This is a genomic window from Pseudomonas sp. S1_E05, from assembly GCF_056337105.1.
On the sequence record NZ_JBFRHM010000001.1, the window covers coordinates 1,299,924 to 1,313,356 of the forward strand.

The window sequence follows — 13,433 nt, forward strand, 5'->3', positions numbered from 1 at the left end:
CACGGTCGTACAAGACGGCGGGCGAACGGTGATGCACAATCAGCGTCGCTCCCTTTCGACCGGACCCTGCTGATGGACAAGTTGCTGGCACTGAAGATGTTTGTTGAAACCGTACGTTGCGGTGGTTATTCCTCGGCGGCGCGCAAGCTCGGTATCTCGACCTCTTCGGTCACACGCCAGGTGGCGGGGCTGGAGCACGAACTCGGCGCCAGCCTGCTCAACCGCACCACGCGCAACACCAGCGTGACCGTAGCCGGGCAGGCCTATTTCGAGAAGGCGGTGGCCATCCTCGATGCCATTGACGAAGCCGACGCCGTGGTCGCCGACCGGGGCAGCGATGCGCAGGGAAGGTTGCGTATCAGCGTCCCGGTCGAGTTCGGCCGGCGCATCATCGCACCGCACCTCGGGCGCTTGCTCGACCGTCACCCGGGGTTGGAGATCAGCGTGTCGCTGAGCGATCAGGTGGGCGACCTGCTGAGCGAACAGATTGATGTCTCGGTGCGCCTTGGCTCCACGGTGGTCAGTGAAGACATTGTCAGCAAGCGCGTTGGGGCGTTCCAGCGATGGGTGGTGGCCAGCCCGGATTACCTGAAAGGACACACCACACCCTGCCATCCGCGAGACCTGCTCGAACATCAATGCCTGCGCTTCGACTACGGCGGCTCACACCAGCACTGGACGTTCCAGGGTGATGAGGAAGCCATCCAGCTCAATGTGCAGGGTCGCCTGCAAAGCAACAATGCCGACATTCTTCGCGAAGCGGCCATCGCCGGTGGCGGGGTCACGTTGCTGGCGGATTGGCTGGTACGCGAGGACGTGGTCGCCGGTCGCCTGGTGCGGTTGTTGGAGCAGTACGAGGTCAACCCCGGCAGCGCGAGCAGTTGCATCAACGCGTTGTATTTGCCCAATCACCGAGGGTCTAGCCGGATCAATGTGTTCATTGACTTTCTCGAAGAGATTCTCGAGCCGAAGGCGGCGGGACCGTTGTAAGGTTTTGGTTTGCAGTTGGGTATCAGGGAATTGCTGATGTACGAAATTTCCTCGCTCGCATAAGATCCCTACGTCCGCCCCGCCAGCTGTTTCAGAGAAATGCTGAGTGGCCGCAACTGGTCAGGGCGGGCTTATTTCTTGGAAGGGAAGATCGGGTGCCGGTCTTTCCCGGCTGTCAGCCTGTCAGGCGTGGGTGATCAGCAAGTCACTGATGATGCAGATCGAGCCATCCTCTGGCGGCGTAGCGTCAGTGTAATCAACCTGGTTGTAGACCCCACCGTGGAAACTGAACACCCGTGAGTTCCAGGAAGGGTCGAGCTGCAGGTCGCCAGACGTCCCGACGTTATTGTTGTAGTCGACCGTGACCCGCGCGATTCCGGCAGAAGCCACCTTGATGATGACCTGAAATTTACCCCCGAGAGGCACACCCTTCAGCACCGTCGAATTGACCGGCGTCGTCTGGTCGAAACTCTGACGAAATCCCATCGTGATATTCCCCTTCTGCCAGAACACCTTGATCGCCGGGCTGTCATCACCCTTCACATGCATCTGCGATATGACGACCTTCTGAGCGGAGTTGACCTTGGTGACCGTCATCTCCTGATAGTTGATATGGGTGGGTGCGCTGGACAGCGACCAGTACACCGATTCCTTCCATTCACACCGCGTGCGGCGTGTGCTCTTGCTGGACGCGCCCCGGGTGGGCGCCGAAAGTTGCAGTGACCCGTCCGGCAGGACCGTCACCACACTGGGAAACTGAGCAATGGCCTGAGCACCATTGAGCTCAAGTGCAACCGGGTTGGTTGCGGATACGGCTACCGGTGTCGCGATCGTTAGATTACTGATGTTTACGCCCATGTTCCTTCTCCGAGCTGGTAAAAATCATTGGCCTGGCACGATTGCCTTCCAACCGTGTTGCGTAGGTTGTGACTGGGGGAGAGAGGACCGTGATCGGAAGAAATGACGAACGGATGATGGCGTTTAGTAGGCCATTGGCTGTAGCGCGGCAGGTATCGCGTAAAGCAAAACCCCGAAGGTTCGCGGCTTCGGGGTTTCTATTTTCGCCTCCATCCCTTAATGGCTGGCGAACGTGCGGGCGAGGATACCAGCGCCTGTTCTCGCCCTCACTGCGGCGATAGGGGGATTGCTTTTCGCTGGCAAGGCCAAATCATTCCGGCGCCATCAGCACCGCGAGCGTCAGCTTGATGAACTCTTCATTCTTGTCGATCACGTCCAGGGCCACATGCACGGTGTCGGCGATCTCGGTGGCCCCGGTTTGTTCGGCCCAGTTTGCAAGCTCCATGATGGCGCTTTCCAGAGCGAGCTGGTTCTCGTTGATCTTGAAAAGCAGGGATGGCAGTAGGTCGGAATTTGGCATTGAGGATCCTCGGTTGTCGAGGAAAGCCTAGCACCGGCTTGGATCAATGATGGGTGCGAATGGTCGGTGAGGTTCGAGAGAGCCCATCTGCCTTGCCTAAGGATGGCAATGCACTAACCCGTCAATCTGCCTCATTGCGCAGTCATGGCCGTTAGGAACACAGCCCCGGTATTGATGTTGATGAGGCTCAGCGCCCCATCGCCGAATGAACAGCCTGTGTCGGTGAACACGACGTTGCCCAGGTTCGTGACATCGGTGACCGTCGAGTGGCCGACATAAACAGTGTCAATTCCTTCCACGATGGAGTGATCGCGGTTTTCGATCTTGTTCCTTGAGTACAGCGCACACTTGAGCGCCTGCTGTTGCAGTTCCTCGCCGACGTGCCCGGCTAGATAGGCTTTGGCTTGTGGCCAGCCGTCTGAAGGCAGAAGCGTTGGCACTTCAGCATGCACGATCCCAACTTTGCCGCGATCCGGCCGTTCGATTTCCAGCATGATGGGAAGGTCATTCAAGACGTCGAATATGCCTTGCCGAGAAGCGGAGGGTGCCTCATGGAACCAGGCCCCTCCGTTGCGGATGTGCCTTGGGACGTCCCCAACCCCTATGGAGCATTCGACGATCATCTGCTCATGATTCCCCCGAACCGCGTGGAACCACGGTTGTTTCAGCCACACGATGACTTCGTCCGAGTAAGGCCCGCGGTCAATCAGATCGCCTACCGAAAACAGCCGATCTTTTGTCTGGTCAAATTCTGCTTGTTCCAGCAGTGACGTCAGCAGATTGAAATAGCCGTGGATATCGCCCACTACAAAATCGCTGCCGTCGAGATTGAGCTCGTATGACTTTACCGCAGGGGAATGGAGAGGCTTGAGCATGGCGGGTTTCGGGAGGTGGTTGGGTAATCGCCAAGGATACCATTTCCTCTGGATTGCCGAAGGCTGGAGCTGCCTGGGCGTCGTTCTCAATCCGCCATCGACATCCGGGCATCGCTTCTAAAAATTTCCGCGTACAGCCGTGCAACCGCAGGGGTGAAATGCTGCTGCGCGGGGATCAGAAAATCCGCGTCCGGGGCGAGTTGTTTGGCGTAGATGACTTCGTAAACCCTGCGCACCACACCGGGCTCCGTTTCCTCGCGATCAAGGCCGGGCATGATCCCTACGGCTCTGTACCCCGCCTGTTCCAGGGCGCGTTGCATATAGGGCGTGCGGGTCGTCGCCATGCCGTAGATCAGGCCTGCGCCCATCCATCTCCCCATTTTCTCGCCAAGTTCTTGAGCGGCTACCGCCAGGTTCGACTGTCGATGGGGTTTGGCTACTGCGCCGACGCGGCCAGAGATCACATCGGCGCCGTCAACCTTCTCCCACGTGGCGATGGCGACAATTTCATGGTGATGGCGAACGACTGCCGCAAGAATGCTGCGATTGGCGTCGTCCTGCAGTACCACGTGTTCCTCATAGAATCGTCGGCTCATGAACGCGCTTCCCAAACCGACCGAGATAGAGGGAAACCAGGTGCGGAAAAATTCGATCGCGACATCGATCTCCTCGCGCTTGATGTAGTCCCAGGCATAGCCCGTGGGCAAAGCGACAAAGTCTCGGACTTGATCAATCGTGGGCCATTTCATGGGGGCTCCCTTTTTAGTGTTGGTAGGCTGCTTCAACCGCGTGCTCATGCCCAGAAATCCTGTCGGGCGGCGGTTGTCTGGTGGCGCTGGACGACTTCACTGATGACGAAGTGCATCAGCTTCTCGACGAAGGCCGGGTCGAGACTCGCTTCGTTGGCAAGTGCTGTCAGTCGCGCGTATTGATGCTGTTCCCTGTCCTTGTCGACGGGGGTAATTGATAGCGGGCCTTGAGCAAGCCGACCTGATCCGTACAGCGAAAGCGCTCGGCAAGCATGTGAATCAGGGCGGCGTCGATATTGTCGATGCTGTGGCGCAAGGCTGTGAGTTGCTGGGCAAGGTCGGGCGTTTCCATGGGTGTCCTCCGTTGGGGGCATGGCGCGTTAGAACGTGGGACGCCGTTGATCTTCAGCGGCAAAGATCGACCAGTCCCTGTTCCCGGCCCCTTGGGCGACTGCCGCCCTCATCTTTGCTCGTACGACATCGGCGGCGGGCAGTTCCAGGCCCTTGTCATGGGCCGCATCGATGGCCAGGTTGATGTCCTTGAGCCCCAGGGACAGCTTGAAACCGGGTTCAAAACGGTTGGTGATGATGTTCTGTCCATAGCGTTGATAGCTGGGGCAGGCGAACAGGGTTTGGGTCATGAGTTCGATGAATGCCACGGGACTCAGTCCATAACGCTGGACGAGGGCGTTCGCTTCGCCCAGGGACTGGATGGCTTGGGTAATCATCATGTTGCCGGCGATTTTCGCGATGCACGCCTGGACAGGTTCATCGCCCAGGAGCCAGGTCATTTTCCCGAGGATGTCGAACAGCGGCTGGACCTTCGCGAGGGCGACCTCGGACCCCGCAGCCAGGATAGTCAAGGCGCCTTGCGCGGCCACGGCCGGGACACCGAAAACCGGCGCAGCCACCAGGGCAATGCCGAGCGCCTGATGCACCGCTTGCAGCTCCTCCATGAGTACGGGCGACAGCGTCGCCATGACGACGTGAACGCATGAGGCATCGGCACGTTCCAGCACTGCACCCGCCAGCAGCACTTCCCTGACGGCGGTATCGTCGGCGAGCATGCTGATGACCACCTCTTGCCCAAACGCCGCAGCGGGGGATGGGAGCGTGCGCACGCCTTCCAGATCCGCCAGCACAGCGCTGCTGCGATTCCACGCCGACACTTGATGGCCTGCGCGGATGAGCAAGGGAATGATCGCTCTGCCCATGCTTCCCACGCCGATAAAACCGATATTCATCTTGAGCACCCCGTCGCGTTTTGGCTGTACGTCATGGGGCCAAGTATGTGAGGCACGGGATTGCTACGGCAGTGCCATTGTTGCACTCTCGTCGTTCATTTTTGTACGGGGTGAGGCATGGACTGGAGTGATATGCGGGTTTTTCTGGCGGTTGCCCGCAGCGGCTCGCTCGGCGCTGCCGCCAAGCTGTTGGGTGTCAGCCATCCGACCGTGGGGCGGCGCTTGCAGGTGCTTGAACAGTCCAGTGGCCAGCCCATATTCCTGCGGACCACCCAAGGGCTGGTATTGACCGAGAGCGGCGAGAAGATACTCAGCCTGGCGCAAGAGATGGAGCAGAGTGCGCTGGCGATCGAACGACGGCTTGCGGGGGAGAGCGCCCAACCCGAAGGGGTGTTGCGCATTTCTTCCGCTGATTGGTTCGCCTGTTACGTGCTGGCGCCCGTGCTGGGCGAACTGGCGCGACGTTACCCGCTGATCGCGCCTGAGGTCATCGCCGGGCATCGCCTGTTTGACCTCGCTCGCCGCGACGCCGACATCGCTTTTCGGATCGTCCCGTTCACCGAACCCGACATCGTTCACCGCAAGCTGACCACACTGAGCTATGGGTTGTATGCCGGCGTTGGATTGCCAGACCCCGCCCCGCAGGGCGAAGGACTTGGCTTGATCACCATGAGCATTGCCCAGGCGCATTATCCTGATGTGCAGTGGTTGCAACAGCGTTACCTGCTGGCCCGCACCGTGCTCACCAGTAGCAGTCGCACGGTGCAGGCGCGGATGTGTGCGATGGGCCAGGGCGTCGCGGTGCTGCCGCGTGTCCTTGGCGACCAGGTCCCGGGGCTGCGGCTGCTCGATCCGCAGGACCCGCCGCCAGGTCGCGATATCTGGATGGGGTATCACCAGGACATGCGGCAGATGGACAGTCTTCGCGCCATGGCGGATCTCGCGTCCAGCATGATCGGCGCCGAGTGATAACCCTGCTCAGGTCGGGCGCGCGGCTGACACCTGCCGTGTTGTCCTGGGTTGGCGCGACAGGGTGAGACTCAGCCCTGCGCCCACCGCCAGGCAGGCGGCGATGCAGAGGATGGAGGCGACAAAGGCGCGGGTGATGGTGCCTGCGTCCGTGTGTGTTCCGACGAGGGTGTAGAAAATTCCGCCGATGATCGCGACGCTCAGCGACGTGCTGATTTGCAGGGTGGAGCTGGTGATGCCCGCGATCATGCCGGAATAGGCGGGCGCAACCCGGCCTGTGATCATGCGCATCAACGTCGGCAACGCAAGTCCCTGCCCGAAACCGATCAGGAACAGGATCGCGGCCAAGGGCAGCGCAGGCGGGTGGCTGGCCGTCGGCGTCCCACTTACCAGCCAGGCCAGAAGCACGAATCCGATGATCTCGAACCCCATGCCAACGGGGTTCACGAAATCCCCGAATACGCGCTTGAACGGCTGAACCGACAAAGGTCCGAGCAGGAACCCCGCGCCAAAAGGCAGGAACACGAGACCGGCATCCAGCGCACTGGTCTGCAGGGCCTGCTGCAGATAAATCGACAGCAGCAGGAAAAACACGCCGATCGCGTAAAAAGTCAGGGCTACCAGCAACGCCCGCCCCAGGCCGGGAGCCCGCAGTGCATCAGGGTTGAGCAAAGGTGCGCCGCCGGCCAGGTGCAAGCGGGCCTCGTAGCGCCAGAACAGCCACGCCAGCCCCGGCACCGCCGCCAGCGAAAGCCACGCCCACAGCGGCCAGCCCGCTTCGCGCCCTTCGATCAGTGGCACGATCAACGCCCCCAGCGTCAGGATCGACAGCGCCGTGCCACCCAGATCCAGCTTGCTGGTGTGTCGGGCACGGGTCTCCCGGACTACCGGGATGGCGAACACGATGACCAGTAACGCAATCGGCAAATTCACCAGGAAAATCGCCCGCCATCCCAGGCCCATCAGGTTGAGTGAAATCAGAATTCCCCCCAAGGCCTGGCCGACGACCGCCGCCAGGCCAAAGACGGCGCCGTAGAGGCTGAGCGCCAATGGCTTTTCGGATTCCGGAAAAATAGCCTGGATCGAAGCGAGCGCCTGAGGTGCCATGACCGCCGCTGTCACGCCTTGCAGGGCCCGTCCCGCAATCAGCAACCAGGGTGACGTCGCCAGGCCACACATCAGCGATGCGCACGCAAACCCGGTAAGCCCCAGGAGAAACATCGCCATGCGACCATAGAGATCACCCAGCCGGCCGCCGGTGATCAGCGTCACGGCGTACAGCGTTGCGTAGGAAGAAATGATCAGCTGCTCGGCGGAAGAGGCCGTGCCGAGCGACGTCTGGATCGAGGGGAGCGCAACGTTGACGATGAAAAAATCCAGTGGCGGCAGAAACGCGCCCACCAGCAGAATCACGAAAATCAACCAGCGCCGCCTTTCCGGGGGCACGACTATTTGGGAAACCATACGAGCGTCCTGTTGGCAGATGAGTTGATTCAATCTAATCAATTCAAGCCCCGTTGACGCCTCACATAAATGAACGCTCATCGTTCATTTATGGCAGTCCCGCAGCACCGCCGGACCTCTGACAATGACCCTTCTGTGGTTTCACACGATCCACATGTCCAAGATCGAGGAGTCATGCATGTCAGGTAAATTCACTCAACAGGTGGCCGTTGTCACAGGCGCATCCACCGGGATCGGTTTTGCGATTGCGCAAGGTTTGATCGCCGAGGGCGCCAAACGGGTCTACATCACCGGCCGCTCTGCGAGCACGCTGGAGGCAGCGCTCGAAAAGCTCGGCGATAGAGCGGTTGCGGTCATTTCCGATGTCGCGCGCCAGGCTGATCTTGATGAGCTCAGGGCGACGATCGAGGACCGCGGCGATCAGTTGGATGCGGTGTTTGCCAACGCCGGTATCTGTGAAAAGAACCCTGTGGGCGAGACCAGCGAGGCCGCTTACTTCAACATGTTCGACATCAATGTGAAGGGCGTCTTCTTTACCGTCCAGACGTTGATGCCGTTGATGAAAGATGGCTCGTCCATCGTCCTGACGGCCTCCATTTGTTCCAGCAATGGCATGGAAGGCCTGAGCCTTTACAACGCCTCCAAGGCCGCGGTGCGGTCCTTTGCGCGCACCTGGGCCAATGAACTCAAGGGTCGCAAGATCCGCGCGAACGTGTTGAGCCCAGGCTTTACCCGCACGCCATTGATGGACAACGGCTTGAAAATGAGCGAAGGCGACATCGCCGCCCTGCGCCAACACGTCGAGCAGATCACACCCTTGGGCTACATGGCCCAGCCTGAAGAAATCGCCTCCTCGGCGCTGTTCCTGGCCTCGGCTGACGCCAAGTACGTCAACGGCGTGGAACTGATGGTCGACGGCGGCCTGTCGCAAATCTGAACACCTGCGTGACCATGGAGCAGCCCCCAGTGGGCTGCTTTGTGATTAACTGCGAGCTCTCCAAGGGGCTTTTGACTTGACCGATTGTCCCTCGAAGTTTCAAGCATCAGGGAATGACAGCGAAAAACGAATAATCCCGGGTCTGGGCTGCTCGACATCCACGCGCCCGCCATGCAGTTGCATGATTGCCACGACGATGGCAAGACCAAGGCCGTACGAGTCGGAGTGCTGGTGACGAGAGGCATCGCCGCGGTAAAAGCGGTCGAAGAGTTTGCGCAGGGTTTCGTCACTCAACACCGGCCCCTGATTCTCCACTTCGATTCGGCAAGCACCGCCTGTTGCGATGACCCGCATCGAGATTTCGGTGCCTTCGTCGGCGTAGCGAATCGCGTTCGCCACCAGGTTGCTCAATGCCCGGCGCAGCAGCAATGGGTCAGCGAGCACGTTGCCATCGCCCATGATCCGAAAGGTCATTTGCCGCTCTTCAGCCAAGCCTTCGAAATACTCGGCGATGCGCTGTGATTCGTCATTGAGCGACAGTCGTTGGGGCTCGACCACCGATTGCGCTTCGTCGGCGCGTGCAAGGAACAGAATGCTTTCCACGATGCGGGAGATGCGTTCGAGTTCTTCAAGGTTCGACGCGATCAATGCCTGATAGTCCTCCTCGCTGCGGCGCTGGCGAAGGGCGACCTGACAATGTCCCATCAGCGAGCCCACCGGCGTGCGAATCTCGTGGGCAAGGTCGGCGGAGAACTGCGTCAATCGTTGGTACTCCCTTGGCGAGGCGATCGAGCATCGCATTGTAGGCGTCGCTCAGTTGTTGCAGTTCAACCGGCGTATCGGCGCTGTCCATACGGCTGTCGAGGCGCTCGGGCGTTATGGCCGCCGCATGCGCGGCCATTTTTCGCAACGGGCGCAGTCCTCGACGCAGCACCAGGTAACCCAGCAGCGCCGTCGCAAGAAAGGCCAGGGCCACCGCCAGGTAAATACGTTCACGAAACGCCGCGAGCATGGCCATTTCCTTGCCCATGAGGTGTGCGGCCGTCAGGCGGACTTCGCGTCCTCCCGACGTCGTGACCACGGTCGCGGCACGCAGGGGTGTTCCGGTGTCGGTCATGCCGCTGCGCAGGTCACTGACGCTCAGCTTCGTTTCCTGGCCGATCACCGGTAGCTCCGGCAACGTGACGTTCAGTGGATTGACGCGGATCACCGGCGCCTGCCCGGGCTCTTCTATGACGAAAATGTCGTCTTCGCTGTCGAGCATGTTCTTGAAAATCTGCGGGCTGTCGCGCAGCTTCTCGATGGCGAGTTCGTAATGCAACAGCTTGCGAAAATGCTCCAGACGACCCATGACCGCATGATCGCTGTAGACCAATACCGAGGCTTTCATCGACTGGTACAAATAGAGGCCGGCACCGGCCACGGCCAGCATGGCAACCAGCGAAAATGCCAGGGTCGACCTAAGGGTCAGGGATGGTTGGCGTCGGGTCCGCATGACCTCACCTCGCAGACATAGCCGATACCGCGCAGGGTGTGGATCAGCTTGATCGGGTAGGGATGGTCGACCTTGGTGCGCAGGCGCTTGACTGCGACGTCCACCACGTTGGTATCGCTGTCGAAGTTCATGTCCCAGACTTCCGAAGCGATCTGTGCCCGCGACAACACATCGCCGGCCCGACGCAGAAACAGATGCAGCAGGGCGAACTCCTTGTTGGTCAGCACGATCACTTGCTGTTGGCGGGTGACGCGGCGACGCACCAGGTCCAGCTCCAGGTCGGCGAGGTGGAAATGGTCGGCTTCGCGCACCACGCCGCGACGCAGAATGGTGCGAATGCGCAACAGCAGTTCGGTAAAGGAAAACGGTTTGACCAGGTAATCATCCGCGCCCAGCTCCAGGCCGCGAATGCGGTCATGCAACTGGTCTCGTGCGGTGAGAAACAGTACGGGCACGTCCTGTTTGGCGCGCAACAGCTCTATGATCTGGAACCCATCAATACCGGGGAGCATCACATCCAGCACGATCAGGTCGTACGTTGTTTGCAAGGCCAGGTGCAGCCCATCGGCACCGTGCTGGGCCCAGTCGACGTTGTAACCTGACTCGCCAAGCCCCTTTTTCAGGTACTCACCGGTTTTGGTGTCATCTTCGATCAGCAGGATATGCATCGTGAGGGGCGCTCGGGTGTCTTCTTGACGGGATTCAGCCCGCGACAGGGCTATCTCGGCTGTGCAGTGTACCGAGATGAGCCGGCGGAGTCGGTTACATTTCTGTCATTCAGGGGCAGGGCGGACGAATGACAAAAATGTCATTCGGCGGTCATCGTGAGGTCCTGGTCTGCGGTCGAGGATGGCGGCACATCAATCCGTGAGGAATCGTCCCCATGCAACTCAAAAACGCCCTGTCCACTACGTTCGGTCTGCTGATGCTCAGTGCCGCCGTCATCGCCACCGCGGCGGACATGCCGCTGATCAAGCCGCTGCGCGGCACGGTCGAAAGCGTCAGCAACAATACACTGACGTTCACCACACGCTCCGGTGCGCAGCAGACCATCGGCCTGACCGACAAGACCGGTATCAACCGGGTATCGAAAGCCACTGTCGATTCGATCAAGTCCGACAGCTTCATTGGCTCGGCAGCCATCCCCCAGGCCAACGGTTCGTTGAAAGCGCTGGAGGTTACTGTATTTGACGCCAGCCTCAAGGGCAGCGGCGAAGGTCATTACGGCTGGCAGAACGCGGATGGCAGCACCGGCACGATGACCAACGGCACGGTAGGCAAACTGTCCAAGGCCGACGGTCGCACGTTGACCGTCAACTACAAGGGCGGCGAGAAGCAAATCGTCGTACCGGATGATGTCCCGATCGCCTACGTCGAGCCAGGCAAAGTCGACGAGTTGGTCAAAGGCACCAGGATCGTCGTGTTCCCGGCGGCCGATGGCACTGCACGCGGTATTGCGGTGGGCAAGGATGGCTTCCAGCCACCGATGTAATCACCTGAAAAGGCCGCAGCGGTGCCGCGTGGCGTCGCTGCGGTTCACGGATGATTCCTGAGGGGAAACACGTGAGACACAAAACCATTCATCCCTGGCCGGTTCGGCTCACCCACTGGGTCAACGCCGTCTGTATGGTCTGCATGTTCATGAGCGGTTGGGCCATTTATAACGCTTCGCCACTGTTCGCGTTCAGGTTTCCGGTGGCGGTGACCGTGGGCGGCTGGTTGGGCGGGGCGCTGGCCTGGCATTTCGCGTTCATGTGGCTGTTGTTCATCAACGCTTTGATTTATGTGGCGTACGGGTTGTTCAGTCGGCATTTCAAGCGAGCGCTGCTGCCCATCGGCCTCCCTGCGCTGAAACATGATCTGACGGATGCTCTTCGGTTTCGGCTGGTGCACGAGAAGGGCGTTTATAACGCCGTGCAGCGACTGATGTACTGGATGGTGCTGGCGGCAGGCGCACTCGTCGTGATCTCGGGCGTGGCGATCTGGAAACCCATTCAGCTTCAAGAGCTGGTCGCGCTGCTGGGCGGCTATGACGTCGCTCGCTACGTCCATTTTGCCGCGATGGCGATGATTGCTGCATTCGTCGTGGTCCACCTTGCGTTGGTGCTGCTGGTGCCCAGGACCTTGCTGCCAATGATCACCGGGGGCGTGCGGCCCCTTGAAAGCGGACACAACACCCATGACTGAAGCCAACAAAGAGCTGTTCAACGCATCCGCCTGGAGCCCGCGCAACAGCGTGAGCTGGAGAGTATCCAGCGCCGTCATTTCCTGCGCGCAGGCTTGACCGTTGGCGCGATGTCGATGCTGACCGGTTGCAACCTGCAGGACGGTGATCAGGTCGACAAAGTCCTGTGGGCCATGTCGCGCTGGAACGACCGGGTTCAGGCGTGGCTGTTCAGCGGTCAGAAACTGGCGCCGACCTTCACCCGGGCACAGATCACCACGCCTTTCCCGTTCAACGCATTCTATGGCCAGGACGACATCCCCGAAGTGGACCTGGCGAATTACTCGCTGGCGGTTTCCGGCCTGGTCAGGGACAAGGCGCCCTGGACACTCGAGAGCCTGCGCAAACTGCCGCAACGCAGCGATATCACCCGCCTGATCTGTGTCGAAGGCTGGAGCGCCATCGGGCAGTGGGGAGGTGTACCGCTCAAAACGTTCCTGGAGCACGTCGGCGCTGACACCACGGCAAAATTTGTCGGGTTCAAATGCGCTGATCGTTATTACTCCAGCCTGGACATGCCGACCGCTCTGCACCCGCAGACACTGCTGGCGCTGGATTACGGCGAAGTGGCGTTGCCGCCTGAGTACGGTTATCCCCTGCGGATTCGAGTCCCCACCAAGTTGGGCTTCAAGAACCCCAAGCACGTGGTCGAGATTGTCGTGAGTAACCAAAACCCGGGCGGGTATTGGGAAGACCAGGGTTACAACTGGTTCAGCGGGATCTGAGGAGACGCCCTTATGACGAGCATTTCTACCGTATCGTCGGTCCTATCCGTGTTGCCGACTGCCGACAACAAGCAGCGGGTGACAACCGAGGGGGCGCAATTTCACGCCCAGTTTCAGGCTCAGTCCAGGCTTCGTGTGCAGCAGCCCGATACGATAAATGCACAGGTGCTAGCGGAATCCACCACGAACGCGTCACATCGGCCGGAAATGGAGGCATTGCTTCAATCCTTGGAGTGGCGCAAGTACGCGGCCAGCGCCCCGAGCAGACCTGGTCGATCAGTGCCAGGTACTCGAGCCAGTGGCCTGGAGATTGCCGATTTCAGCTTCCCCGATCGAGACGCTTTGGTGAACAGTGACGTGATCAAAGTTAGCTGGGTAAACGA

The 13,433-nt window shown here is 60.1% G+C and carries 13 protein-coding genes and 2 pseudogenes; 6 read left to right on the plus strand and 9 right to left on the minus strand.

The features are described 5' to 3' along the window. The first annotated feature begins 72 nt into the window (after positions 1–72). Positions 73–990 (plus strand): LysR family transcriptional regulator, encoded by a 918-nt coding sequence (locus AB4N33_RS06055; RefSeq protein ID WP_476456712.1) that lies wholly within the window; start codon positions 73–75, stop codon positions 988–990. Positions 991–1,173: 183 nt separating this feature from the next. On the opposite strand, the gene AB4N33_RS06060 is transcribed toward AB4N33_RS06055, so the two are convergent. The 6 genes and pseudogenes from AB4N33_RS06060 to AB4N33_RS06085 all read right to left on the minus strand — a co-directional run bounded on the left by AB4N33_RS06060 (position 1,174) and on the right by AB4N33_RS06085 (position 5,236). Beyond that, entirely contained in the window at positions 1,174–1,848 is a 675-nt protein-coding gene (locus tag AB4N33_RS06060; RefSeq protein WP_476456713.1) for a polysaccharide lyase family 7 protein, read from the minus strand. A gap of 310 nt (positions 1,849–2,158) precedes the next feature. Beyond that, positions 2,159–2,368 (minus strand): hypothetical protein, encoded by a 210-nt coding sequence (locus AB4N33_RS06065; protein WP_460124294.1) that lies wholly within the window; start codon positions 2,366–2,368, stop codon positions 2,159–2,161. A gap of 131 nt (positions 2,369–2,499) precedes the next feature. Then, positions 2,500–3,243: a metallophosphoesterase gene (locus AB4N33_RS06070; RefSeq protein WP_476456714.1), complete on the minus strand. Its 744-nt coding sequence runs from the start codon at positions 3,241–3,243 to the stop codon at positions 2,500–2,502. A gap of 86 nt (positions 3,244–3,329) precedes the next feature. Next, a complete protein-coding gene (locus AB4N33_RS06075; protein WP_476456715.1) occupies positions 3,330–3,992 on the minus strand; it encodes a hypothetical protein in 663 nt (220 codons plus the stop codon). Positions 3,993–4,036: 44 nt separating this feature from the next. Continuing rightward, a pseudogene (locus AB4N33_RS06080) lies at positions 4,037–4,344 on the minus strand (chorismate mutase). A gap of 28 nt (positions 4,345–4,372) precedes the next feature. Next, positions 4,373–5,236, minus strand: a complete 864-nt coding sequence (locus AB4N33_RS06085) for an NAD(P)-dependent oxidoreductase (RefSeq protein ID WP_476456716.1) — start codon at positions 5,234–5,236, stop codon at positions 4,373–4,375. Between the two features lie 117 nt (positions 5,237–5,353). Between AB4N33_RS06085 and AB4N33_RS06090 the strand changes: the two genes are divergently transcribed. Beyond that, on the plus strand, positions 5,354–6,205 hold the full coding sequence (locus tag AB4N33_RS06090; RefSeq protein WP_476456717.1) for a LysR family transcriptional regulator: 852 nt from the start codon (positions 5,354–5,356) through the stop codon (positions 6,203–6,205). Between the two features lie 9 nt (positions 6,206–6,214). On the opposite strand, the gene AB4N33_RS06095 is transcribed toward AB4N33_RS06090, so the two are convergent. After that, the gene (locus AB4N33_RS06095) at positions 6,215–7,669 is read right to left on the minus strand and encodes an MFS transporter (protein WP_476456718.1); all 1,455 of its coding nucleotides are present in this window, start codon (positions 7,667–7,669) and stop codon (positions 6,215–6,217) included. A gap of 178 nt (positions 7,670–7,847) precedes the next feature. On the opposite strand from AB4N33_RS06095, the gene AB4N33_RS06100 reads away from it, so the two are divergent. Next, positions 7,848–8,606 carry an SDR family NAD(P)-dependent oxidoreductase gene (locus tag AB4N33_RS06100; protein WP_476456719.1) on the plus strand — a complete coding sequence of 253 codons (759 nt, stop codon included), beginning with the start codon at positions 7,848–7,850 and terminating at the stop codon, positions 8,604–8,606. A 99-nt stretch (positions 8,607–8,705) separates the two neighbouring features. On the opposite strand, the pseudogene AB4N33_RS06105 reads toward AB4N33_RS06100, so the two are convergent. Together AB4N33_RS06105 and AB4N33_RS06110 are read right to left on the minus strand one after the other, a co-directional pair. After that, positions 8,706–10,101: pseudogene (locus tag AB4N33_RS06105) on the minus strand (heavy metal sensor histidine kinase). Continuing rightward, positions 10,074–10,769: a heavy metal response regulator transcription factor gene (locus AB4N33_RS06110; protein ID WP_460124314.1), complete on the minus strand. Its 696-nt coding sequence runs from the start codon at positions 10,767–10,769 to the stop codon at positions 10,074–10,076. Before AB4N33_RS06110 ends, AB4N33_RS06105 begins: the two are co-directional and overlap by 28 nt. A 215-nt stretch (positions 10,770–10,984) precedes the next feature. Between AB4N33_RS06110 and AB4N33_RS06115 the strand changes: the two genes are divergently transcribed. From AB4N33_RS06115 to AB4N33_RS06125, 3 genes are all read left to right on the plus strand, one after another. Beyond that, positions 10,985–11,593 carry a hypothetical protein gene (locus tag AB4N33_RS06115; RefSeq protein ID WP_476456720.1) on the plus strand — a complete coding sequence of 203 codons (609 nt, stop codon included), beginning with the start codon at positions 10,985–10,987 and terminating at the stop codon, positions 11,591–11,593. 71 nt (positions 11,594–11,664) lie between these two features. After that, positions 11,665–12,288 (plus strand): cytochrome b/b6 domain-containing protein, encoded by a 624-nt coding sequence (locus AB4N33_RS06120; RefSeq protein ID WP_476456721.1) that lies wholly within the window; start codon positions 11,665–11,667, stop codon positions 12,286–12,288. 114 nt (positions 12,289–12,402) lie between these two features. After that, positions 12,403–13,050 carry a molybdopterin-dependent oxidoreductase gene (locus AB4N33_RS06125; protein WP_476458785.1) on the plus strand — a complete coding sequence of 216 codons (648 nt, stop codon included), beginning with the start codon at positions 12,403–12,405 and terminating at the stop codon, positions 13,048–13,050. Positions 13,051–13,433: the final 383 nt, after the last annotated feature.